Consider the following 23,894-nt stretch of genomic DNA (forward strand, 5'->3'; position numbering starts at 1 on the left):
CCTCAGACCACCACCACGCCGCGATGCTTGGCCTCGCCCTCGGGCTCCACATGGATGGTGATGATCGCATCGTCCATGTCGCGCTCGAAGGCGTTCTCGATGCGGTCGCAAATGTCGTGGGCGGCGGCCACCGTCATGTCGCCGGGCACCACCAGATGGAATTCCACGAAGGTGATGCGCCCGGCATGGCGGGTGCGCAGGTCGTGCGCCTCGATGGCGCCGGCGGCATGGAGCGAGACCAGCTCGCGGATGCGCGCCACCACGTCCGGCGGCGGCGCGGCGTCCATCAGCCCGCCCACGGATTCCTTCATCAGGCTCCAGCCGGTCCACAGCACGTTGAGCGCCACGAGGCCGGCGATGAGCGGATCGAGCACCGGCCAGCCGGTGACGGGCACCAGCACGAAGCCGATCAGCACGCCGACGGAGGTGACCACATCGGTCAGCACATGCTTGCCGTCGGCGACGAGGGCCGGCGAGCGCATGCTCTTGCCCACCCGCAGCAGCACCAGGCACCAGATGGCGTTGATGACCGTCGCCGCGCCGTTGATGAGCATGCCGGTGAAGGGCTGGTCGGGCAGGTGCGGGTCGAGGAAGCCGTAATAGGCCTCGCGCATGATGGTGACGGCCGCCACCACCACGAGCACGCCTTCCAGCACCGCCGAGAGATATTCCGCCTTGTGATGGCCGAACTGGTGGTTGTCGTCGGCGGGGCGCGCGGACACGGTGATGGCGAACAGCGCCGCGGCCGAGGCGGCGACGTTGATGATGCTTTCCAGCGCGTCGGACAGCAGCGCCACCGAGCCGGTGACCCACCATGCCAGCGTCTTCAGGCCGAGGACGACGGCGCCGACCAGCACGCTCGCCGCCGCAATCCAGAGCACCTTGCGGCTCATGTCGGCCTCCATTCTGCACGCCGTCGGGGGCGGCGCCGCGGGTCCGTCCCGCGCGGTCGGCAGGACGTACCGAACCCCGCGCCCCGGCGCAACCGCGCCGGGGTCGCAGTCCCGGACAAGCTGGAGGTTACACCCGCCTTACACCGCCCCTTAGGGCAGCTTCATGTGCTCGAGCGAGCGCTGGATGGCTTCCGGCCCCACCATGATGACGCCATCGAACGGGGAGCTCATCTCCAGGATCAGGAAGATGGCGCCGGCCAACGACAGCGCGCACAGGGGAAAGACGATGAGCGAGACGAGGTTCACCGGCGAGAACAGCCCGAAGCTGGCGAAGATCAGTGTCAGCCAGATGATCAGCACGACGATGAACACCGGCGGGATCTCGGTGACGGCCTCGGCGATCAGCGTCCAGCGCAACGCGTTCAGTGTTTTGAACCGGTCGAGCGCCTCCGCCTTGAGATCGGCCTGCTCGGCACCGGAGGGCTCGAGGATGCGGATCTCGTGGCCGACGCGCTCCAGCATCTGCTCCGACTTGAAGGAGGCGACCAGCACGGGCGCGTTGTTGGCGTCGGGCCAGGTCTCGTTCATGGCGTGGACCGTGTAGGCGCGCAGGGCCTCGCGCGCCGGCTTGGCCGCCGGCCCGTAGTGTTGGAGCGTGGCATCGAGAATGGTGAGGAACGTCGCATATTGCTGCACGTCCTTGCCGGTGGTGTCGAAATTGCCCTTCACCGAGGCGGTCATCAGGCCGAGGATCAGCGACGCCATGGCGGCGACCATGCCGACCCCCAGCTTCACCGCCTCCTGCGTTTCCTTGGAGAGGTGATGGGCCTTCAGCCAGCGCTGCGAACCCATGCCGAACAGCGCGCCGCCCTCAAGCGCGAGGAAGACCAGTAACGCGACGTGCCAAGCCTCCATGGCTTCCCCCCGGCCTGCACTCCCGTCTGAGTCTTGCTTGATTATCGGCGCAGGCGACCGAACGTATCGCCCGATACGATGCCGGCTGTGTAGCGTAAAGGGAGAAAATCGCGCGCGGGCGGCCGACCCTGGCGAAATCGGGCGGCGATCAGCGGGAGGCGGCTGCGATCAGCGCCCGCTTGCGGGCAAGGTCGGCATAGCCGGCGACCACGTCCGCGCCGATCACATAGGCGGGCGGATCGAGCACCCGGAGCGCGGCGGCGAGCGCCACCCCCTGGGTAAGGATGTCCGTAATGTCCGGCTGGTTGGCGGCGCGGAACACCTTGTAGTGGTCCAGCCCCTCGGCACGCACCACGTTGAGCGCCTTCACCCCGTCGATGTCGCCGGTGGTGGCGGCGAGCGCGAGGTAGAAGTCGCCGAACTTGGCCGGCTGCATGGCGAGCACGGCCAGAGCCACCCGCGCCGCCTCGATGGAGCCCACGTCCACCCGCGGCGTCTGCACGATGGCATAGGCGAGCCTGGCGTCACCGGCGAGCAGCTCGCGCATGTCGAAGGCGGAACGGCGCCAGTCGGGGGCGTTGAAATCCACCAGCTCGGTGACGAGGGGCCTGGTCTTCTGCGCCCCCAGCACGGCCTTGCCGGGCATGGCGTCGAGCAGCTTGCGCGCGTCGGGCGTGACGGGATCGGCGACGGCGGGGGATGCCGTTGCGGCAAGAAGGCCGGCACCGGCGGCCAGAAGCCCCCGGCGGGTCAGCGGACGGCAAAGCTGCTCGGCCCGGGCGCCCACGCCCGCCGGCCCTATTCGGCCGCCTTGGTGGGCACTTCGCCCGCCGCCTGCGCCTCCGCATCCTCCTGCGCCTTCAGCACGTCGGGGTGCGGCATGGAGATGATGTTGTAGCCGGAATCGACGAAATGCACCTCGCCGGTCACGCCAGCCGAAAGGTCGGAGAGGAGATAGAGGGCCGAGCCGCCCACCTCCTCGATACTGACCGTGCGGCGCAGGGGGGCGTGGCGCTTCTGGTAGTTGAACATCACCCGCGCATCGGCGATGCCGGCGCCCGCCAGCGTACGCACCGGGCCGGCGGAGATGGCGTTCACGCGGATGCCCACGGGGCCGAAATCCGCCGCCAGATAGCGCACGGAGGCCTCCAGCGCCGCCTTGGCCACGCCCATCACGTTGTAATTGGGCATGACGCGGGTGGAGCCGCCATAGGTGAGGGTGATCAGCGAGCCGCCGTCCGGCATCAGCGCCGCGGCGCGCTTGGCGATCTCGGTGAAGGAGAAGCAGGAGATCACCATGGTGCGGGAGAAGTTCTCCCGGCTGGTGTCGGCGTAGCGGCCCTTCAGCTCGGACTTGTCGGAGAAGGCGACGGCGTGGACCAGGAAGTCGATCTTGCCCCAGCTCTCCTTCAGCGCGGCGAACACCGCGTCCACGCTGGCGAGGTCTTCCACGTCGCACGGCAGCAGGAGGGAGGAGCCGACGCTCTGCGCCAGCGGCTTCACCCGCTTGGCCACCTGCTCGCCCTGGTAGGTGAAGGCGAGTTCCGCGCCCTGACCCGCCAGCGCCTTGGCAATGCCCCAGGCGATGGAATGATCGTTGGCGACACCCATCACCAGGCCGCGCTTGCCCTTCATCAGGTCCTGCATAACCTACCCTCTTGCGCCTGAGACGCCGATAGCAGACGGCGCCCGGCCACGCCATCGCGTTTCGGCCGGCGCCGGCTCACCATTGATGACCAATCCTGAACGCCGCCCTATCGGAGCAGCGGGCGTCCAGCAGTTTCAGGCGTCCACCTGCCTCAGGCGTCCACCTGCGTCAGGCATCCACGTGCTTGATGACGAGGCTGGCATTGGTGCCGCCGAAGCCGAAGCCGTTGGACAGCACATGGCCGAGCTTCACGTTGTCCACCCGCTTGCGCACGATGGGCATGTCGGCGAAGGCCGGGTCGATTTCCTCGATGTTGGCGCTCTCGGCGATGAAGCCGTTCTGCATCATGAGGATGGAATAGATCGCCTCGTGCACGCCGGTGGCGCCCTGCGAGTGGCCGGTGAGCGACTTGGTGGCCGAGATGGGCGGGCACTTGTCGCCGAACACGGCCCGGATCGCCTCGATCTCCTTGAGATCGCCGATGGGCGTCGAGGTGGCGTGGGGGTTGATGTAGTCGATGGGCGCCTTGATGCCCGCGATGGCGAGCTTCATGGCGCGCTCGGCGCCCTCACCCGAGGGGGCCACCATGTCCACGCCGTCGGAGGTGGCGCCATAGCCGGCGATTTCCCCATAGATCCGCGCGCCGCGGGCCTTGGCGTGCTCCAGCTCTTCCAGCACGAGGACGCCGGCGCCACCGGAGATGACGAAGCCGTCCCGGTTCTTGTCATAGGCGCGGGAGGCCACCGCCGGGCGGTCGTTGAAGTTGGACGACATGGCGCCCATGCCGTCGAACAGCACGGAGAGGGTCCAGTGCAGATCCTCGCAGCCGCCGGCGAAGATGATGTCCTGCTTGCCATACTGGATCAGCTCGTAGGCATTGCCGATGCAGATGTTGGTGGTCGCGCAGGCGGCCGAGATGGAATAGCTCAGGCCCTTGATCTTGAACCAGGTGGAGAGCGTCGCCGAGGCGGTGGAGCCCATGGCCTTGGGCACCGCGAACGGGCCGACGCGCTTCGGCCCCTTCTCGCGGGTGATGTCGGCCGAGTCGACGATGGTCTTGGTGGAGGAGCCGCCCGAGCCCATCACGAGGCCGGTGCGGATGTTGGACACCTCGTTCGGCTCAAGGCCCGAATCGCGGATGGCCTGCTCCATGGCCACGTGGTTCCACGCGGTGCCGCCGCCGTGGAAGCGCATGGCGCGGCGGTCAACGACCTCTTCCGCGTTCAGGGTCGGCGCACCGTGCACCTGGGACCGGAATCCGAGCCGGGAATAGTCCTCGGCGAAGGAAATACCGCTCTTGGCTTCGCGCAGGCTGGCAAGAACCTCCTGCGTGTTGTTGCCGATGGACGAGACAATGCCCATCCCGGTGACGACGACGCGCCGCATGTCAAATCCCCATTGGAGTGCACCCAGTGTCGCCGCAGATCGTGGCGAGGCCTTGTCAGGCGCTCGCGGCGCCTGCGGGCTGGGGTGCCGTCTCGGCCTGGAACAGGCCCACCTTCAGATCCTTGGCGCGGTAGATCACCTCGCCGTCCGCCGCCAGCCAGCCGTCGGCGATGCCGAGCACCAGCTTGGAGCGCATGACGCGCTTGAACTCGATGCCGTAGACCACCTTCTTCACGCCCGGGAGAACCTGGCCGGAGAATTTCAGTTCGCCAAGGCCCAGCGCCCGGCCGCGGCCGGACGAGCCGAGCCAGCCGAGGTGGAAGCCAACGAGCTGCCACATGGCGTCAAGGCCGAGGCAGCCGGGCATGACGGGATCGCCCTTGAAGTGGCAGGCGAAGAACCAGAGGTCCGGATTCACGTCCAGCTCGGCGCGCACCATGCCCTTGCCGAATTCGCCGCCGGTCTCCGAGATTTCAGTGATCCGGTCGAACATCAGCATGGGCGGCAGCGGCAATTGCGCGTTTCCGGCCCCGAACAGCTCGCCACGTCCGCACGCGAGGAGATCCTCATAATCGAAGCTGGTCTGCCGGTCCGCCATTCTTGCCAGTGTCGCCGTTTGCCGCCTCTGCACCGCCCGCAAGGGCAGCCGAGGGTTGCTGTTGATGAGCCCGCAAGGGCCGCCCCCGCCATCGGTGGCGGGCACTCCCTAACATAGGCAGGGGCGCGCTCAAAGTCATGAAAGCGTCACGGGTGGCACGATGCGCGCGATATCCGGCCGCGCCGGGCGAACCGGATCGGCAACTCGGGCGTTGCCCTTGGGGCACTGGGCTATGGTATCGCCAAGGGGCGGGACGCATCGGCGCCCCGGTCGCGATATCGGGCGGGAGCATGCAATGCCGATTCTCAAGGAGTTCAAGGAGTTCGCGGTCCGCGGCAACGTGGTGGACCTGGCCATAGGTGTCATCATCGGTGCCGCCTTCGGCAATATCGTCACCTCGCTGGTGGGCGACGTGTTCATGCCGGTCATCGGCGCGGTCACGGGCGGGCTCGACTTCTCGAACTATTTCATTCCGCTCTCGAAGTCCGTCACCGCCGCGAACCTCGCCGACGCCAAGAAGCAGGGCGCGGTATTGGCGTATGGATCGTTCATCACCATCGCCATCAATTTCATCATCGTGGCGGGCGTGCTCTTCCTCGTGGTGCGCGGCATCAACGCCTTGCGCCGGGCCGAAGCCGGCAAGCCGCCGGCCGCGCCGACCAAGACCGAAGCCCTGCTGATGGAGATTCGCGACATCCTCGCCTCCGAGCGGCCCGCCGCCCGCCCGCCGGTGTCGCCCACCCCTCCCACCCCGCCGACCATGTAAAGCCCAAACCGGGGCGGCTCAGGGCTTGGTGCCCTGCGCCGCCGGCGCATCTTTCTGCGCCAACGCATCCTGCCGGCGCAGGAAGCCGCGCACCACCGCCACCGACTCGTCGGGGCGGTCATTGAAGATGCCGTGGGCGGCGCCGGGGATCACCGCGAACTCGGCACCGCCGGGCACCTGCTCGGCAAAGGCCGCGACGGTGGAGATTCGCGTCTCGTCATACTGGCCGATCACGAACAGGGTGCGCGCCCCGTCGAGCCGCGCCAGCAAGGGTTCCCCATCGTAATCCTTCAGCGTGCCGGTCTGGGTGAACTCGCCGGCGCCGTTCATGGCCACATACAACTTTTCGTTGAGTTTCAGGTTCTGCGCCGCCTCATAGGCCTTGCGCATGGCCGGCAGCGGCTCGCGGCGGTTGAAGGCGGCGTAGAAGGCGCCGGCGGCGGCATCGCAGGTGGCCTGCGGCGGCGGGGCTTTGCCCTCGCAGGCGTCGATCACCGCCTGCACGTCCGCCGGCAGCGCCGCGCGGCGGGCAGTCACATCGGCGATCCAGCTTTTGCCGGAGATGAAAGGGCTGGCCAGCACCAGCCCGGCCAACGTCGCGGGCTTCCGCGCCGCCCACTCCAGCGCGATGGTCGCGCCCCAGCTGTGCCCCAGCACATGGAAGCGCGCGAGGCCGAGCGCGGCGGCGACGGCGTCGATCTCGTCGGCGAAGCGGGGAACGGTCCAGTTGGCGGGATCGTCGGGATGGTCGGAGCGGCCGCTGTCGAGCTGGTCGTAGAGCACCACCATGCGCTCGTCGGCCAGCTCCAGCGGGTCGTGGAAGGTGGAATGCATCCCGCCCGGCCCGCCATGGAGGAGCAGCACCGGCAGTCTGCCGCCCGCGCTCACCCCGTTGGTGCGCACATAGATGCGCCCGCCCTTCACCGGAACCATCAGCTCCCGGTCCGCCGGGGGAAACACCGCCGGCCGCGCCACGGCAGGCCGTACGGTCGGTAGAAGCGCCGCCGCGCCGAGAAGAGAGAGGAAGGCGCGTCGATCCAGCCCGGCCATGATGCCCCACCGTCAGGAGGAAGGAGCATCAGGGGTAACAGAGTAGCCGCCGCGGTCAAGCGCGGCGTGCCACCGGGGGGATCAGCGGACGTCCGCGCCCACCGCGTCCGCCACATGGGCGAAGCCGTCGGCCTTCAGGCGGGCGGCCAGGTCGGTCTTGATGCGGCCGACGAGGCCGGGGCCGTGGAACACCAGCGCGGAATAGAGCTGCACGAGGCTCGCCCCGGCCCGGATCTTGGCATAGGCGTCGGCGCCCGAGCTGATGCCGCCCGAGCCGACCAGCGGCAGGCGTCCGCCCACGAGCCGATAAAGCGCGCCCAGCCGCTCTGTGGAGAGCGTCATCAGCGGCTTGCCGGAGAGGCCGCCGGCCTCGCCCTTGTGCGCGCTGTGCAGGCTCGCCGGGCGCGACAGGGTGGTGTTGCCCATGATGATGCCGTCGATGCCGGTCTCGAGCGCCACCTCGGCCACGTCGGCGAGGCCGGCGTCGTCGAGGTCGGGCGCCACCTTCACCAGCAGCGGCGGGCGTTCGGCCGGGTCGGGCACCGAGGCATTGCGCACGCCGACGAGATGGGCGAGCAGCGCCTCCATCTCCGCCCGCGCCTGCAGGGCGCGCAGGCCCGGCGTGTTGGGGGAGGAGATGTTGCAGACGATATAATCGGCGAGCCGGCAGGTGGCGGACACGCCGGCGGCGTAATCCTCCAGCGTGTCCTCGCTCTCCTTGTTCTTCCCCACGTTGGCGCCGAGGATGCCCTTGCCGCCCGCCGAGCGGCGCTTGGCCAGCCGGTAGACGAACGGGGCGAGGCCCTCGCTGTTGAAGCCGAAGCGGTTGATGACCGCCTCGTCCTCCTCCAGCCGGAACAGGCGCGGCTGCGGGTTGCCCGGCTGCGGGCGGGGCGTGACGGTGCCCATCTCGGCGAAGCCGAAGCCCATCTTCAACAGGCCGTCCGCCACCTCGCAATGCTTGTCGAAGCCGGCGGCGAGGCCCACGGGATTGGGGAAATCGAGGCCCCACACGCGGGTCGCGAGCACCGGGTCGTCATGGCCGGAGAGGTTCGGCATCAGCCCCCGCGCCATGGCGCGGACGGCATAGCCGTGCGCCCGCTCGGGGGTCACCAGCCCGAAGAAGGGCCGAACAAGGGCGTAGAGATCCATGAAGGGCGTCACTCGCCGGTGGTGGCGGTGCCGCCGTGGGCCTTGGACCAGCTGTGCGGATCGTTGAGGAACGATTCGATCTCGGCCACCTGCTTCGATTCGAAGCGGTTCATCTTCTTCACCTGCGCCAGCACGTCCCACCAGGTGGCGAGGCGGTGGAGGCTGAGGCCGGCGCTGTCCAGGATGCCCGAGGCCTCGGAGAAGATGTCGTAATAGAAGAACACGAAGCAGTGCTGGCACTCCGCCCCGGCCTCACGCAAGGCATTGACGAAATTGACCTTGCTCTTGCCGTCGGTGGTCAGGTCCTCGACCAGGAGCACCCGCTCGCCGGGGGCGAGGTGGCCCTCGATCTGGGCATTGCGGCCGAAGCCCTTGGGCTTCTTGCGCACATACTGCATGGGCAGCATCATCCGGTCGGCGACCCAGGCGGCGAAAGGAATGCCCGCCGTCTCGCCACCCGCCACCGTGTCGAACTGCTCGTAGCCGATCTCGCGGTAGATGGTGGAGATGCCGAAATCCACCAGCGTCTGGCGCACGCGGGGGAAGGAGATGAGGCGCCGGCAGTCGATATAGACCGGGCTCGCCCAGCCCGAGGTGAAGATGAAGGGCTCGCCGGAGGAAAAGCGCACCGCCTCGACCTCGAGCAGCATCCGCGCCGTCTGCTCGGCGATGGTAGCCTTGTCCGGGAAAGCAGTGACATTCGCCATGAGTGAAGCCTTCGTCGCGGTTTCGTCGCTTGTGTGTGACGCGCATATATCAGAGCGGAGCGGCATTGCGACAGGCCCGGTGACGCGCGAGGGGAAAAAGCGCCGCAGGTCGCCCCGGCTGCGCCGGCCCGGCCGGGCTCAGGCGGACGGGGGCTCCGCCTGCGCCAGCAAGGCATCCACATAGGCCTCCGCGCTGGTCGCCTGCGCGAACCGGCCGGCGAGCTGCGCGGCGCGCGCATGGCTGTCCCTGAGTCGGCCGGCCAGCCGCAGGATCGCACCGGCGAAGGTGGCGGCGGCGTAAGGGGCGAAGACCTCCCCCTCGGCCGCGCCGCTGGCGACCGATGTGCCGGCGAACGTCCCGGCGGCGGCCACCACCGGCCGTCCGGCGGCGGCGGACTGGGTGAAGATGCCCGAGCCGCGCATGCCGAACACCTCAGGGTCATAGGGCAGCAGCATGGCATCCACCTTGCGGGATTCCGCGGCGAAGGCCTCGTCCGTCAGAACCCCGTCGATGACGCGCACATAAGGGAGCGCACGCAGCGCCCGCTCGGCCGCCGCCGTCTCGGCCTCGTGCCCGCACTGCTGCACCTGGACCACGAAATCCGCGGCGAGGCCCTGCGCCCGGCACAGGCGGATGGCCTCGGGCAGGAGATGAAACCCCTTGTCGTTCTTGGAAACACCGAAGAAGCCGAACACCGGCCGCTCCGGCAACGGCCGCGCCCGCTCCACATTGCCGAACGGAACCGGAAGGCGGATGGGATCGATGCCGTAGCCCTCCCGGTAGAGATCGGCGATGGCCGCATTTTCGGTGCCGAACACGAGGCTGCGGCCCAGCAGCGGCCGCGCCAGCGCGAACGCCTGCCTGTAGATGCCCGGTCCCAGCTGGCCGGACCGTCGCCAGGGAAGCCAGTCGGGCGCGAACATCAGCTGGCAGACGACGCGGGGCCGTCCGGCCTCGGGCAGCGCGCTCAGCGCCTGGACGACACCCAAGATCTGGTTTTGCATGACGTTGGGGAAGATCACGAGCGATCCCCGCGCCAGCACACCGGCGGGCAAGGCCTCCAGATCGGCGCGGAAGCCGGAATTGAGCCGTTCCGCGCTGAGCCGCTCCCGCAGAAGGTGCGAGCGGGCATGTCGCAGGCGCACGGCGCCCCCGAGGCGGTGCCTGGCCATCTCCCACCGCGTCGGCTGGACGCTGTCATAGAGCGATGCGCTGAAATGGGGGATGGCACCCAGCTCGTCCGCCATCTCCCGATTCATGCTGCGCATGCCGAAGATCCGCACGCGATGGCCCCGCGCCGCGACCGCGGCCCCCACCGTCCTGACCAGACTGTAGCTGTGCCCGCCAACGGCATTCAGACCGCCGTCCAGAAATACAACGTCCACCGATCCCCCTTGGTGCTGACGCACGGCATGCTCATCAAGGATGAACGACGTACCGCCAACTCCGGGCCGAAAAGGGGCAACGGTGCTGGACCGCATTCTTCTGGGATGCGGCTTGGGATGCGGCTCCCGCAGATCGCCGCCGGGGCAAACGGTCGTCCCTCATCCCTTCCGGGCGAGGCTCCGGGCGTGGTCGAGCGCCATTTCCAGCCGGTCGTTGCCCCAGAACAGCTCGCCGTCGGTGGTGAAGAAGGTGGGCGCACCGAACACGCCGCGGGCCTGCGCCTCCTCCGTCTGCGCGCGCAGACGCGCCTTGTTCACCTCGGATTCGGCGTCGGCGATCACCTCGTCCCAGAAGTGGCCGAGGCCGGCGAGCACCTGACGGATGGTCTCCCGGTCCGAAATGTCGCGCCCCTGCGCAAATTCGGCGGAGAACAAGGCGCGGGTGAAGGAGGGGCGGCACGCATCGTTGAGGTGCATCGCCACCCGCGCCGCCAGAAGGCCGTTGGCCGGAAAGGTCGCCGGCTTGGTGATGGGCGGCAGGCGCTGGGCGGCGGCGAGGCGGTCGAGATCCCGCCACATATGCGCACCCTTCAGGGGATAGACGTTGAACGGCGAGCTTGCGTAGCCCTGCGCGGCAAAGATGGGGCCGAGCAGGAACGGCTTCCAGTGCACCCGCACGTCCGCAAGCTCGGCCAAGGCGGCGATGCGGCAGGCGGCGAGATAGGAATAGGGCGAAGCGAACTCGTAATAGAAATCGAGGCTGCCGCTGGCCATGGGCGTCTCCGGCCTGTACATCGCGGCGGAAGAGTGCGGCGGGGGAAGCTCCGCGTGCAAGGGTCTGAATCAATCGGCTGAATCAATTCCGGATCGGAGCTGGCGACGCGGTGAAGTGGGTGCTGTTCTTCGCGCTGGTGATCGGGGCCGCGGTGGCGATCCTCTTCACGGTGTTCCCCGAATGGGACATGGCCATCTCCAGCCTGTTCTGGAACGCCAGCCGGCGCACTTTCGGCGTGGCCGGCCTCGGCTGGGCGGCCAATATCCGCACCCTCGCCAACTGGCTGCCCTGGGTCTTCGCCGGCCCGGCCTTCGCCGCCATCCTCCTCAAGTTCATTTTTCCCCGGGGTAAAATGTTCATGCCGGCGCGGGCGGCGGTGCTGCTCGCCGTCACCATGGCGCTGGGGCCGGGCCTCCTCGTCAACGGCATCCTGAAGGAGCATTGGGGCCGGCCGCGGCCGGTGCATGTGGACTCCTTCGGCGGCAAGGACACCTTCCGCCCCTGGTATGCCACCGACGGCACCTGCCCCAGCAACTGCTCCTTCGTCTCCGGAGAGGGCTCGCTGGGCTTCTGGCTGGTGGCCCCGGCGAGCCTCGTGTCCGGCCCGGCGGGGGCGGTGGCGATGGTGGCGGCGGTCTCCTTCGGCGCGCTGGCCGGCGGGTTGCGCATCGCCTTCGGCGGGCACTTCTTCACCGATGTGGTGTTTTCCGGCGTGCTGGTCATCCTGCTCATCGTCGCCATGCGGCTCTGGCTCTACGACCGGTCGCGCAGCCCCACCGATGCCTCTGTGGAAGACGCCATCGGCAATGCCGGCCTCGCTCTCCAGGCGAACCTGCGCCGGCTTCTCGGCAAGGCCTGACAAGCAGCCTGACCCGCCGCCTGACTCCATCCTTGACCGAGACGGCTTGCCACGCCGCCGCGCGCGCCTATAGTCCGCGCCGATTTTCCCCGAACATCCGAGAGACGTGATGGCGCGTGACGTGAAGAAGGTGGTGCTGGCCTATTCCGGCGGGCTCGACACCTCGGTCATCCTGAAGTGGCTCCAGACCACCTACAATTGCGAGGTGATCACCTTCACCGCCGACCTCGGCCAGGGCGAGGAGCTGGAGCCGGCGCGCAAGAAGGCGGAGCTGCTCGGCATCAAGCCTGAGAACATCTTCATCGAGGACGTGCGCGAGGAATTCGTGCGGGACTACGTGTTCCCCATGTTCCGCGCCAATGCGGTGTATGAGGGGCTGTACCTGCTCGGCACCTCCATCGCCCGCCCGCTGATCGCCAAGAAGCAGATCGAGATCGCCCGCAAGATGGGCGCCGATGCGGTCGCCCACGGCGCCACCGGCAAGGGCAATGATCAGGTGCGCTTCGAGCTGGGCTATTACGCCCTCGAGCCGGACATCACCGTCATCGCCCCCTGGCGGGAGTGGGATCTGACCTCCCGCACCCGCCTGCTGGAGTTCGCCGAGGCGCACCAGATCCCGATCGCCAAGGACAAGCGCGGCGAGGCGCCCTTCTCGGTGGACGCGAACCTCTTGCACTCCTCCTCCGAGGGCAAGGTGCTGGAAGACCCGGCCGACGACGCCCCGGAATATGTCTACCAGCGCACCATCTCGCCGGAGGAAGCTCCCGACGAGGCGACGATCATCACCATCGCCTTCGACAAGGGCGACGCGGTGGCCATCAACGGCGAGGCGCTCTCCCCCGCGAGCCTGCTGACCAAGCTCAACGAGCTGGGCAAGGCCAACGGCATCGGCCGCCTCGACCTCGTGGAGAACCGCTTCGTCGGCATGAAGAGCCGCGGCATCTACGAAACCCCCGGCGGCACCATCCTGCTGGCGGCCCACCGCGGCATCGAGAGCATCACGCTGGACCGCGGCGCGGCGCACCTCAAGGACGAGCTGATGCCGCGCTATGCGGAGCTGATCTACAACGGCTTCTGGTTCTCGCCCGAGCGCGAGATGCTGCAGGCCGCCATCGATTACTCGCAGGCCTATGTGACCGGCGAGGTGACGGTGAAGCTCTACAAGGGCAACGCCACCGTCATCGGCCGCAAGAGCCCCTATTCGCTCTACAACCAGGAGCTGGTCACGTTCGAGGAAGGCGCCGTCGCCTACGACCACCGCGACGCCGCCGGCTTCATCAAGCTCAACGCGCTGCGCCTGCGCACGCTGGGCTCGCGCGCCCGCAAGATCTCCGAGTGAGGAAGATCTCCGAATAGGATCGCGACCGCCGGGGACAGGCGCTTTTTTTTTGCGCTTGCCCCCGGCATCGGCTTGGACAAACTCCGTCCCGGATAGGGGGCGGAATTCATGGATCGTCGGGACCTTCTGAAAGGCGCTGCGGGCTCCACTTTGCTCGCGGCCACCTCCGGCCTCGCGGCGGCCGATGATGCCCCGACCCCGGTGCTGCGCATCCATCCCGCCATCGGCGTCGCCCGCATCGGCAACAGCCCGGACTATTACCTCGCCCCCGAGACCGCGGCCGGCGAACTGCCGCCCTCCGGCGAAGGCCTGTGGGGCGGCCTGCCCCTTGATGCCGCGACCGGCCAGCCCCTCACCGCGGACGGCTTTCGCGACGCACAGGGACGGCTCAAGCGGCAGGCCGTGCGCTTCCGCATCTATGCCTACACCCGCACCGGCTGGCCCACCGGCGAGAGCACCGAGATCACGCTGGGCGCGGTCATCGGCGGCAAGCGGGTGGTGGACATCGTGTGGCAGGTGCACGTCGCCAACAAGAAGCTGAACACCTTCGGCATGATGAACCCCATCGGGCATTTCCCCGCGCTGCCGGGCTTCGCGGACGGCAAGCTGATGCCCATCCGCCGCCCGCAGGACGGCCCGCTGGAGAGCCCGGACCGCCTCAGGCGCCTCGTCATCGATCCCGGCCCGCGCGCCCTCTCGGCCCGCACGGATCAGGGGCGCGTCCTGGCGTTCGATCGCGCCACGCCCGCGAGCTGCCTTGCCGAGGCGGGCGGCGGCGGAGCACCGGTGCATCCCCTGCCCGCCTATCCGGTGAGCTTCCCGCAGGACCATTTCCGGCTGCACACCCCGGCGGATCCGGTGACCCGGCTCGGCGACGTGAGGACCGAGGCGGGCACCGGCCGGCTCATCTTCGCCGCCGGCTTCGGCGCGGCGGAAGGCATCACGAGCGATGGCAGCGCCCCCTCCGTCAGCGATCAATGGGGCGCGGAAAATACCGACTGGTTCGACGACATGAGCGACGGCCCGGTCTCGGCCCGGATCGTCTTCGAGGATGGCACGTCGCAGGATGCGGCCGGCGCCTGGGCGACCTGCGGCGATCCCGGCTTCGCGCCGCAGACCCGCAACGTCGTCACTGCCTGGGACGAGGTCTACGACACCTTCGTGCGCGCGCTCGCGCTGGAGCCGGCGCTTTACGCCGATGGCGCCTTCAACGACGGCTTCTCCGCCGCCTTCGCCGACGATGCCGCGCCCCTGTTCCGCGCCATCATGCAGCAGCGCTGGAACACCAACCTGCCGGCGCCCGCCATCGCCGCCCACAACCGCATCGGCGCCATCACCCCCGCCGACAGCCCGACCGAGAAAATTCCCGACTTCAGCCGAACCATCCGCAACCCTTCGGACCCGGCGAGCCTCGTCCTGGGCGCGCCCGTGATGCCGCTGGCGCTGGGCGATACCAACCGGCCGTTCCTGACGCTGACGCCCACCCAGTACCATCTGCTGCGCCAGTGGCACAAAGGCGTGTTCACGCCCGGCCGCCGCCTGAAGCTCGGGGCGGGCGAGGAACTGGACCGGGTGGCGCTCGCCAATTGCCTCGGCGGGCGCTTCAGCCCCGGCATCGAGGTCTCCTATCCCGTGCGCGACCCCAATCTCTATGTGAAGGATTGGGCGAACGGCCCCGGCGGCGCCTTCCGCGTCAACGCCGCCGTGCTCGACTATTCGAAGGCCCGCGCCGACGCGCCCTTCCTGTCGGTGGGCTACATCCCCCTGCGGGACCGGCCGCTGGAGCCGGGCGACATGACCAAGTTCATGGCCGTCCCCTGGCACTCGGACTTCAACCATTGCGCCTCCCACCTGCGCGATCCGAACCCCGGCAACGACCAGACGCTCTATTGGTCCTGGCCCGCCGAGCGGCCGGTGGCGGTCTATCCGCAGGCGCTGGCGCGCTTCGATCCCGCCACGGGGTGGGTGCCGGGGCGCCAGCTCTTCGCCGTGCGCGGGGCGGGGACGACCACCGTCTATCCCGCGAATGCCGGGCGCTTCCAGAAGGGGTCGGACTTCCTCGTCAACTGGCACAAGGTGGGATTCGTGGTGCAGGCGAGCCGGATCAATCCGGACGCCCGCCCCGCCGCGCCGGAAGACCCGTTCCTCGAAGTCGCCTGCTTCTTCGAGAATGACACCAGCCAGATGGTCGCCCCCTGGCCCACCTTCAACACCCCTCCGGCGCCGTGAGCGCATCGACGGAGGAGGTGGGCATCGCCATCATCGGCGCCGGCCCGGCCGGCTGCGCCACGGCCATCGCGCTGGCGCGGCACGGCATCGGGGATGTCATGCTGTTCGAAGCCGGCACGGGGGATGCCCCCCGCATCGGCGAGACCATTCCCGGCGCCGCGCTGCCGCTGCTCTCCCGCCTCGGCCTCATGGATCGCTTCACCGCGCGCGGCCACCTGCCCTCGCTGGGATCGACCGCCGTGTGGGGGAAGGTCGAGCCCCACCACAATGACGGCTTCGCCAATCCCTTCGGCGGCGGCTGGCACCTCGACCGCGCCGGCTTCGAAGCCGATCTGAGGGCGCTGGCGGCGGGCGTGCCGCTCCATGGGGGGCGCCTGCGGATGATGTCGGCGGAGGGGAGCGGCCACCGCCTCCGCTTCGAAGGCGCGAACGGGCCGTTCGAGGTCACGGCCGGGCTGGTGGTGGACGCGAGCGGCGTGCGCGCGGCGGCGCTCCGCAGCCTCAAGGTGGCGCGCAATCCCGTGGATGCCATCGCCTTCCACTGGAGCCTCCTCGCCCTCGCCGAGCCGGAGGAGATGCCCGCCCGCACCTTCCTCGAAGCCGTGCCGGAGGGCTGGTGGTATGCGAGCAGCATTCCCGGCGGGCGCGTGGTGGTGGGCTTCGCCACCGATCCCGATGCCGGCGCCCGCTTCGCCGATGCCGCCGCCTTCCGCGTAGCCATGGCCGAAACCCGCCTCATCGGCCCCCAGATCGCGCGCGGCCGCCCGCTGGACGCCGATACGTCGCCGCGCATCGCCATCGCGCCCACCGCCATCCTCAGCGCCGTCGCCGGACCCGGATGGCTGGCCGTGGGCGATGCCGCCGCCTGCCTCGATCCCCTGCTGTCGCAGGGCCTGACGCGCGCGCTGGAGGACGGCATCGCCGCCGCCGACGCCATCGCCGGGGCGCGGGCGGGGGACGCGGGCGCTTTCACCGTCTATCAGGACCGCGTGTTCGCCCGCTTCACCGCCGGCGTACGGCTGCGCGCGGGCTTCTATGCAGCAGAGACGCGCTGGCCCGACGCGACCTTCTGGCGCCGGAGGCAGGTTCAGGCCGCCGCTTAGGGCTCAGTCCGCGCCCTCGCCCGGCCCCGGAATGAGCACGCGCAAGGCGTTGAGGATGACCACCACGTCGATGGCCTCCTGCAGCAGCGCCCCCTGCACCGGCTGGAGATAGCCGAACGCCGCCGCCACCATGCCCGCCAGCGACAGGCCGATGCCCCAGCGCACGCTCTGCCGCGCGATGGCCAGCGACCGGCGGGCGATGGCCATGGCCTCGGCGAGGCGATCCAGCCGGTCCACCAGCAGCACCGCATCCGCCACCTCGGCGGATGCCGCCGCGCCCCGCGCGCCGAGCGCGACGCCGATGTCGGCGGCGGCGAGCGCGGGGGCGTCGTTCACGCCGTCGCCCACCATCATCACCGCGCCGCCATTGGCGGTCTCCCGCGACAGGGCGATGTGCGCGATCTTGCCTTCCGGCTTCAATTCCCCAGTCCAGGCGTCGAGGCCGAGGTCGCGGCCCACCGCATCCACCGCCTCCGCCCGGTCGCCGGAGGCGAGCGCCACATGCTGCACGCCGCCCCGGCGCAGCGCGGCGATCATGTCGGCGGCGTCGTCCCGCACCGGATCGGCGAACAGCAGCAGACCCGCCGGACGGCCATCGACGGCCACCGCCACCACCGCGCTCGCGGGGGGAAGAAGCGCGCGAAGTTCGCTCCAGTCGCCGGACGCGCGGGCAGCCACATAGGCCGTGGCGCCCACCGCCACCGCCCGCCCCTCGACCCATCCCTCAAGCCCCGCGCCGCCGTCCTCCTTCACCCCAAGGGGCGGCGAGAGCGGGAGCCCCCGGTCCTGCGCGGCATGGACCAGCGCCCGCGCCACCACATGGCTCGACGCCTGATCCAGCGACGCGGCGAGGCGCAGCACCTCCTCAGGGTCGAAATCGGGCGCGGTGCGCACCTCTTCCAGTTCGGCGCGGCCGTGGGTGAGGGTGCCGGTCTTGTCCACCACCAAGGCGCGGACGCGCGCCAGCTTCTCCAGCGCGCCGCCGCTCTTCACCAGAACGCCGCGCTTCGCCGCCCGCGACAGGCCGGCCATGAGCGCCACCGGCACGGCGAGGATGAGGGGACAGGGCGTCGCCACCACCAGCACCGCCAGCGCCCGGCGCGGATCGTGGGCGAGGATCGCCGCACCGATGGCGAGGGCCAGCGAGACGAAAAGGAAAGCGAGCGCGTAGCGGTCGGCGAGGCGCACCATGGGTGCGCGGCTGGACGCGGCCTCCTCCACGAGGCGCACGATGCCCGCATAGGTGCTGTCCGCCGCCGGCCGCAGGATGGCGAGATCGAAGGCATCACCGGCGTTCACCGCGCCGGAGGGGGCCTCCTCGCCATCCTCCAGCCGCGCCGGGCGCGTCTCGCCGGTCAGGGAGGAGAGGTCCAGCACCGCCGGCCCGCCGATGACCGCGCCGTCGGCGGGCACGGTGTCGCCGGAGCGCACCAGCACGCGGTCGCCGGCCACCAGATCCACCGCCGCAACGACCACCAGCCCGCCGTCGCGATGGAGCATCGCATCGCGCGGCGCGCGGGCGACGAGGGCGGTCATCTCCCGCCGGGCGCGGCCTTCCGCGAACCGCTCCAGCTGCTGGCCGCCCGCATACATGAGCGCGACCACGTTGCCGGCTAAGGGCTCACCGAAGGCCAGAGCCGCGGCCATGGAGAGCGCGGCCAGCACGTCGAGGCCGAACCGGCCCGCGCGCAGGGAGCGGGCGATGTCGAGGAGAAGCACCGCCAGAACCGGCGCCGTGCCCACGGCGAAGGCGGCCGAGGCGGCCCCCTTCATCCCGGCGAGCTGGAGCAGCAGCCCCACGGCGAGGGGCAGCACGGCGGCGGCGAGCAGAAGGTACCGGTTCCGCCCGGCGGCGGCCTCGCTCTGGATATGCCCCGGCTCCGTCATCTCTCCCCCGGTGCGGCGCTTTGGTCGCACTGCCGTCGCTGTTGTCGCGCGAACATCAGATTGTTAGAAGAGTTCTAAACAGGAGTCACCCGGCATGTTGTCGTTTCTCTCCGGCCGCCGCCGGTTTGCAGACCTTTCGGAGCGGGAAATCCTCGCGCTCGCCATCTCCTCCGAGGAAGACGACGCGCGCATCTACATGGAATATGCCGAGGCGCTGCGCAGCGAATATCCCGACACGGCCAAGGTGTTCGAGAGCATGGCGGCGCAGGAGCGCGGCCACCAGACCAGCCTCACCCGCGAATATGAGCGGCGCTACGGCGGCACCGTGCCGCTGATCCGCCGCGAGAGCATTGCCGGCTATTATGGCCGCCGGCCGGTGTGGGCCGTGGTGAACCTCGGCATCGAGCGCATCCGCGCCGAGGTGGGGCGGATGGAGGACGAGGCCGCCAACTTCTATCTGAAGGCGCAGAAGAAGACGTCCGATCCCGACACCCGCAAGCTGCTCGAAAGCCTCTACCAGACCGAGCTGCAGCACGAGGAGATCGCCGGCAACCTCGCCGACCGCTATCTGCCCGCCGACAAGAAGAAGGAAGAGGACGAGAAGGCCCGCCGGCAGTTCCTGCTCACCTTCGTGCAGCCGGGCCTCGCGGGCCTGATGGACGGCTCGGTCTCGACGCTGGCCCCCATCTTCGCTACCGCCTTCGCCACGCAGGATTCCCACACCACCCTGCTCGTCGGCCTCGCCGCGGCGGTGGGCGCCGGCATCTCCATGGGCTTCACCGAGGCCCTGCACGATGACGGCGTCATCTCCGGCCGGGGCTCGCCGCTGAAGCGCGGCCTCTCCTCCGGCATCATGACCGCGGTGGGCGGCCTCGGCCACGCTCTGCCCTACATCATCCCGGAATTCTGGACCGCGACGGCCATCGCCATCATCGTCGTGTTCGTCGAGCTGTGGGCCATCGCCTTCATCCAGAACCGCTATATGGAGACGCCCTTCTGGCGCTCGGTGTTCCAGGTGGTGCTCGGCGGCGCGCTGGTGCTGGCGGCGGGCATCTTCATCGGCGGCAGCTGACCCATATGCCGTTGCGGGAGATCATGTCTCCCGCTCCCAAGGCGTGAGAGGGTGCCTCGGATATCGCGAGGCACCTCATGCACGCCATGGTCCTGAAAGTGGTCGGCGGTCCCCTTGTCGCCGAGGAACGGCCCGATCCCGTGCCAGGGCCGGGGGAAGTCCTCATCAAGGTCGGCGCCTGCGGCGTCTGCCGCACCGATCTGCATGTGGTGGACGGCGAGCTGCCGCAGACGCGGCTGCCCATCATCCCCGGCCATGAGATCGTCGGGCGCGTCGCGGCGCTGGGTGCGGGGGTCTCCCATCTCACGATCGGCGAGCGGGTGGGCGTCGGCTGGCTCGGCCGCGCCTGCGGCTGCTGCTCCTATTGCGAAGAGGGCGCCGAAAACCTGTGCGACGCGCCGGTCTTCACCGGCTGCACCCGCGACGGCGGCTTCGCCAGCCATACGGTGGCGGACGCGCGCTTCGTCTATCCCCTCGGTGAGGCCGGCGAGGACATCGCGCTCGCGCCCTTGCTCTGCGCCGGGCTCATCGGCTGGCGCACGCTGAAGATGGCGGGTGAGGGCAAGCGCATCGGCCTCTACGGCTTCGGCGCCGCCGCCCACATCATCGCCCAGGTGGCGCGCTGGCAGGGGCGCGAGATCTACGCCTTCACCCGGCCCGGCGACACGCGGGCGCAGGACTTCGCGCGCACGCTGGGCGCCGTCTATGCCGGCGGCTCGGATGCCCCGCCGCCGGAGCCGCTGGATGCCGCCCTCATCTTCGCCCCGGCGGGCGAACTGGTGCCGCAGGCACTGAAAGCCGTGCGCAAGGGCGGGCGGGTGGTGTGCGGCGGCATCCACATGAGCGACATCCCCGCCTTCCCCTATCGCTGGCTGTGGGAGGAACGGAAAATCCTCTCCGTCGCCAACCTCACCCGCGATGACGCCCACGAATTCCTCGCGCTGGCGCCCAAGGCCGGCGTTTCCACCCACGTCACACCCTATCCCCTTTCCGAGGCCAACCGCGCGCTGGACGACCTGCGCGGCGGGCGGCTGGAAGGGGCGGCCGTGCTGGTGCCTTGAAGCATTTTCAAGCGAAGTGGATTCCGGTTCGCGTGAAGAAAATGCGTATCGTGAAATGCCCTACCGCTGCATCACATAGGTGCCGGGCGCGGGGCAGAGCACCGGATAGCCGGGCGCGCCCAAGGGTGGCAGCGCGTGGCCGGGGGCGGAGCGGGCGGACAGGAAGGCCTCCCATGCCGGCCACCACGAACCCTCTTGCGTGGGCGTCGCCTCCACCCACTGGTCGGGGCCGAGATGGTGGTCGCCGTGGCGGGTTTCGTGCAGGCGGAAATGCCGGTGCTTGTGCCCCGGCTCGCTGACGATGCCGGCATTGTGCCCGCCGGAGGTCAGCACGAAGGTCACGTCCGTGTCGGTCAGCTGGTGGATCTTGTAGACCGAGCGCCACGGCGCCACGTGGTCCCGCTCCGTACCCACCACGAACAGGGGCACGCCGATGTCCTGCAGCGAGACCGGGCGCCCGTCCACCTTGTAGCGGCCGGCGGCGAGGTCGTTGTCGAGGAAGAGCTGGCGCAGATACTGGGAGTGCATGCGGTAGGGCATGCGGGTGGCGTCCGCGTTCCAGGCCATCAGGTCGTTCATGGGCGTGCGCTCGCCCATCAGATATTCGTGGACGAGGCGCGACCAGACGAGATCGTTGGAGCGCAGCATCTCGAACGCCCCGGCCATCTGCCCGGATGAGAGCACGCCCTGGTCCCACATCATGCTTTCGAGCGTGTAGAGCTCGCCGGGGTCCACGAACAATTGCAGCTCGCCGGCTTCCGAGAAATCGGTCTGCGCCGCGAACAGCGTGACGGAGGCGAGGCGGTCGTCGTCGGCGCGGGCCATGGCGGCGGCGGTGATGGAGAGCAGCGTGCCGCCGAGGCAATAGCCCACCGCATGGACCTTCTCGCCCGGCACCACCGCATTAATGGCATCGAGCGCCGCCATCACGCCCTCGCGGCGATAGTCATCGAAGCCGAGGTCGCGGTCCTCCGCCGTCACGTTGCGCCAGGAGAGGCAGAACACCGTGTGGCCCTTGGACACGAGATAGCGGATCAGCGAGTTCTCCGGCGACAGGTCGAGGATGTAATACTTCATGATCCAGGCGGGCACGATCAGCACCGGCTCGGCGGCGACCGTGGCGGTGGTCGCGCGATACTGGATCAGCTCCACGAGGTGGTTGCGGAAGATCACTTCGCCCGGCGTCACCGCCACGTTGCGGCCCGCCTCGAACGCCTCGGCGCCCACCGGCGGCTGGCCGGAGGCCTTGCGCGCCGCGTCCTCCATGAAATTGCGCGCGCCCTGCACGAAATTGAGCCCGCCCGTCTCCCGCGCCCGGCGCAGCACCTCCGGATTGGTGAAGGGCGAGTTCGACGGGGAGAAGACATCGAGCAGCTGGCGGGCGGCGAAGGCCACCACCGCCTCATTGTGGGGCGCGACGCCGGGCACGCCGTGGGTGGCGTTGTGCCACCACTGCTGGTTCAGCAGGAACGACTGGTACCAGAAGCGGAACGGCCAGTCCTGCCACGCCGGGGCGCTGAACCGTTCGTCCCCCGGCAGCGGCTGGATGCAGTTGGGAAAGCTCCGGTCGAAGCTGGAGGCGACCATGTAGGCGCCGAGCCGCGCGGACTTGCGCCATGCCTTCAGCGCCAGTTCCGCCTGCTTGCCGGGGGCGGCGGCCAGATGCATCCACCAGTCCATCAGCGACAGAGTCAGCGCGGTGGGCGAGAGGCCCGAGGTGGCGCGGGCGGAGAGCGCGGCGGCGGCACGGTCCACCGCGCGCAGGGCTTCCGGCCCCGGTCCGTGCTCGAAATCCTCCTCGTCATGGCAGGCCATGCGCGCCCAGGCCTGGGCGATCAGCCGCCCGGCCTCGGGCAGCTTGGAGAAATCCATGGCGGCGCGGGCGAGATCGGCGCCGGGAGCCGGCGCCTCCGGCGTGGACACGGCGGGCGCGGGAGCCGGCTCCGGCACTGCGGCGGGCGTACCGCCCACGGTCTGGGGCTGGATACGGGGCGAATTGGCGGGCAGGTTGACCATCGGCCGATCTCTTCAGGGCGCGGGAGGCGCCCGGGACTTGAAACGGATGCCGGAGCCTCGCCCGGCAGCGCGCCGGACGCTTGAGCTTTGCGACCTCAGCTTTTGCCGCTTCTCGCGGCGCTTTGATGACGATCAGGCCGCGCCGAGGCTGAGCCGGCAATGATACGCGTCAATTGGACGCCACGCGCACGGTCTCCCGGCAGCTGTCGCGAAAGGCCTTGGCGCTGCGGCGGAACAGCGCCGCGTGCTGCCGCTGCGCCCGCTTGCGCAGCCGCTTCTGCGCCCGGTCCATGGCGAGGCCGAGCCGCTCCCGCGTGCCCTCCGCCAGCGCATCACCCGCCGCGTCCAGCATGGGCCGCAGGGTTTCGATGTCCTGATAGGCGCCGAGCAGGTCACGCAGCCGCTGCGCGGCGCGGGCGCGCTTCGCCCCATGGCCGAAGGCCTCGGCGAGGAAACTCATCTGGTAGCGGTGGGTGACGACGCGCTTGCGCGCCTCGTGCATGGCCTCGGGAGTGTCGAAGGGCGCGCGGCGGGCGTGCCTGTAGGCCTTCACCAGCCCCTTGGCCACGTCCGCCTCCCGCGCCTGTGCCGCCAGCGTATCGGCCAGCGCGGCGCGGGCGGAGACGAGAAAGCCGCCGAGCGTGGCGCGATGCTCCCCGCCGTCCTCGGCGGCGTCATCGCCCAGCACCGCCGCGGCGTCGGTCTGGTCGCAGGCGAGGAGGAAGCCGCCCTGGGCCATCACGTCCAGCGCATCGCGGGCCGCCACCTGGTCGCGGGCGCCGGAAAGCTGGCGCGCCACCTCTGCCGTGCGGCGCCGCTCGGCCTTCGCGTCCTCGCCCGGGATGAGGCGGAGCAGCGCCCGATACTGCTTCATGGCCTTGCGGGCGTCGTGCACCATCTCCACCGGATCGGGATCGGCCACCGCCGCGGCCACGGTCTCGATGGTCGCCGCGAGAGCGTCCGCCAGCGCGTCGCCCGCCGCGCGGGGCGGAGGCAAGGGCGGGGTCACGCGTTCGGCATCGGGGGTCGCGACATCCAGCATGGGCATTTTT

21 protein-coding genes are annotated in these 23,894 nt (G+C 69.7%); 7 read left to right on the plus strand and 14 right to left on the minus strand.

Annotation, left to right across the window (positions count from 1 at the left end; translation table 11 throughout):
- Window positions 1-2: 2 nt before the first annotated feature.
- The 6 genes from A37E_RS0106110 to fabA form a co-directional block, all read right to left on the minus strand.
- The gene (locus tag A37E_RS0106110) at window positions 3-893 is read right to left on the minus strand and encodes a cation diffusion facilitator family transporter (protein WP_029555799.1); all 891 of its coding nucleotides are present in this window, start codon (window positions 891-893) and stop codon (window positions 3-5) included.
- A gap of 150 nt (window positions 894-1,043) precedes the next feature.
- Window positions 1,044-1,808 (minus strand): DUF4239 domain-containing protein, encoded by a 765-nt coding sequence (locus A37E_RS0106115; RefSeq protein ID WP_038192692.1) that lies wholly within the window; start codon window positions 1,806-1,808, stop codon window positions 1,044-1,046.
- A 148-nt stretch (window positions 1,809-1,956) separates the two neighbouring features.
- Complete coding sequence (locus A37E_RS0106120) at window positions 1,957-2,595, minus strand: hypothetical protein (protein ID WP_029555801.1); 639 nt, start codon at window positions 2,593-2,595, stop codon at window positions 1,957-1,959.
- A gap of 11 nt (window positions 2,596-2,606) precedes the next feature.
- The gene (gene fabI, locus A37E_RS0106125) at window positions 2,607-3,455 is read right to left on the minus strand and encodes an enoyl-ACP reductase FabI (protein ID WP_029555802.1); all 849 of its coding nucleotides are present in this window, start codon (window positions 3,453-3,455) and stop codon (window positions 2,607-2,609) included.
- 169 nt (window positions 3,456-3,624) lie between these two features.
- The gene (gene fabB, locus A37E_RS0106130; RefSeq protein WP_029555803.1) at window positions 3,625-4,842 is read right to left on the minus strand and encodes a beta-ketoacyl-ACP synthase I; all 1,218 of its coding nucleotides are present in this window, start codon (window positions 4,840-4,842) and stop codon (window positions 3,625-3,627) included.
- Window positions 4,843-4,897: 55 nt separating this feature from the next.
- Entirely contained in the window at window positions 4,898-5,440 is a 543-nt protein-coding gene (fabA, locus tag A37E_RS0106135) for a 3-hydroxyacyl-[acyl-carrier-protein] dehydratase FabA (protein ID WP_024280910.1), read from the minus strand.
- A gap of 301 nt (window positions 5,441-5,741) precedes the next feature.
- Here fabA and mscL point away from each other — a divergent pair, with 301 nt between their 5' ends.
- Window positions 5,742-6,206 carry a large conductance mechanosensitive channel protein MscL gene (mscL, locus tag A37E_RS0106140; protein ID WP_051679375.1) on the plus strand — a complete coding sequence of 155 codons (465 nt, stop codon included), beginning with the start codon at window positions 5,742-5,744 and terminating at the stop codon, window positions 6,204-6,206.
- A gap of 18 nt (window positions 6,207-6,224) precedes the next feature.
- Here mscL and A37E_RS0106145 read toward each other — a convergent pair whose 3' ends face one another.
- The 5 genes from A37E_RS0106145 to A37E_RS0106165 form a co-directional block, all read right to left on the minus strand.
- Window positions 6,225-7,256, minus strand: a complete 1,032-nt coding sequence (locus tag A37E_RS0106145) for a proline iminopeptidase-family hydrolase (protein ID WP_051678827.1) — start codon at window positions 7,254-7,256, stop codon at window positions 6,225-6,227.
- 81 nt (window positions 7,257-7,337) lie between these two features.
- Entirely contained in the window at window positions 7,338-8,408 is a 1,071-nt protein-coding gene (locus A37E_RS0106150; protein WP_029555806.1) for a quinone-dependent dihydroorotate dehydrogenase, read from the minus strand.
- An 8-nt stretch (window positions 8,409-8,416) separates the two neighbouring features.
- Window positions 8,417-9,115, minus strand: coding sequence for an orotate phosphoribosyltransferase (locus tag A37E_RS0106155; RefSeq protein ID WP_024280914.1), 699 nt, complete (start codon window positions 9,113-9,115; stop codon window positions 8,417-8,419).
- A gap of 138 nt (window positions 9,116-9,253) precedes the next feature.
- Window positions 9,254-10,384, minus strand: coding sequence for a glycosyltransferase (locus A37E_RS0106160; protein ID WP_156026255.1), 1,131 nt, complete (start codon window positions 10,382-10,384; stop codon window positions 9,254-9,256).
- Between the two features lie 276 nt (window positions 10,385-10,660).
- Window positions 10,661-11,275 carry a 2-hydroxychromene-2-carboxylate isomerase gene (locus A37E_RS0106165; protein WP_029555808.1) on the minus strand — a complete coding sequence of 205 codons (615 nt, stop codon included), beginning with the start codon at window positions 11,273-11,275 and terminating at the stop codon, window positions 10,661-10,663.
- 110 nt (window positions 11,276-11,385) lie between these two features.
- On the opposite strand from A37E_RS0106165, the gene A37E_RS0106170 reads away from it, so the two are divergent.
- The 4 genes from A37E_RS0106170 to A37E_RS0106185 all read left to right on the plus strand — a co-directional run bounded on the left by A37E_RS0106170 (window position 11,386) and on the right by A37E_RS0106185 (window position 16,806).
- Window positions 11,386-12,135, plus strand: a complete 750-nt coding sequence (locus tag A37E_RS0106170) for a phosphatase PAP2 family protein (RefSeq protein ID WP_038192694.1) — start codon at window positions 11,386-11,388, stop codon at window positions 12,133-12,135.
- Window positions 12,136-12,244: 109 nt separating this feature from the next.
- Window positions 12,245-13,474, plus strand: coding sequence for an argininosuccinate synthase (locus A37E_RS0106175; RefSeq protein WP_029555810.1), 1,230 nt, complete (start codon window positions 12,245-12,247; stop codon window positions 13,472-13,474).
- A 108-nt stretch (window positions 13,475-13,582) separates the two neighbouring features.
- Window positions 13,583-15,703: a LodA/GoxA family CTQ-dependent oxidase gene (locus A37E_RS0106180; RefSeq protein ID WP_197022938.1), complete on the plus strand. Its 2,121-nt coding sequence runs from the start codon at window positions 13,583-13,585 to the stop codon at window positions 15,701-15,703.
- Window positions 15,700-16,806, plus strand: coding sequence for a tryptophan 7-halogenase (locus tag A37E_RS0106185; RefSeq protein ID WP_197022939.1), 1,107 nt, complete (start codon window positions 15,700-15,702; stop codon window positions 16,804-16,806). The genes A37E_RS0106180 and A37E_RS0106185 overlap by 4 nt, the downstream gene beginning before the upstream one ends.
- A 3-nt stretch (window positions 16,807-16,809) precedes the next feature.
- Here A37E_RS0106185 and A37E_RS0106190 read toward each other — a convergent pair whose 3' ends face one another.
- Window positions 16,810-18,693 carry a heavy metal translocating P-type ATPase gene (locus tag A37E_RS0106190; RefSeq protein ID WP_051678829.1) on the minus strand — a complete coding sequence of 628 codons (1,884 nt, stop codon included), beginning with the start codon at window positions 18,691-18,693 and terminating at the stop codon, window positions 16,810-16,812.
- 94 nt (window positions 18,694-18,787) lie between these two features.
- Here A37E_RS0106190 and mbfA point away from each other — a divergent pair, with 94 nt between their 5' ends.
- Window positions 18,788-19,765, plus strand: a complete 978-nt coding sequence (mbfA, locus tag A37E_RS0106195; protein WP_029555814.1) for an iron exporter MbfA — start codon at window positions 18,788-18,790, stop codon at window positions 19,763-19,765.
- Window positions 19,766-19,842: 77 nt separating this feature from the next.
- Entirely contained in the window at window positions 19,843-20,826 is a 984-nt protein-coding gene (locus A37E_RS0106200) for a zinc-dependent alcohol dehydrogenase family protein (RefSeq protein WP_029555815.1), read from the plus strand.
- Between the two features lie 60 nt (window positions 20,827-20,886).
- Here A37E_RS0106200 and A37E_RS0106205 read toward each other — a convergent pair whose 3' ends face one another.
- Entirely contained in the window at window positions 20,887-22,641 is a 1,755-nt protein-coding gene (locus A37E_RS0106205) for an alpha/beta fold hydrolase (RefSeq protein WP_245279432.1), read from the minus strand.
- Between the two features lie 370 nt (window positions 22,642-23,011).
- Window positions 23,012-23,890 (minus strand): CHAD domain-containing protein, encoded by an 879-nt coding sequence (locus A37E_RS0106210; protein WP_029555817.1) that lies wholly within the window; start codon window positions 23,888-23,890, stop codon window positions 23,012-23,014.
- Window positions 23,891-23,894: the final 4 nt, after the last annotated feature.

Source organism: Xanthobacter sp. 91, from assembly GCF_000702385.1.
Taxonomy (GTDB): domain Bacteria; phylum Pseudomonadota; class Alphaproteobacteria; order Rhizobiales; family Xanthobacteraceae; genus Xanthobacter; species Xanthobacter aminoxidans.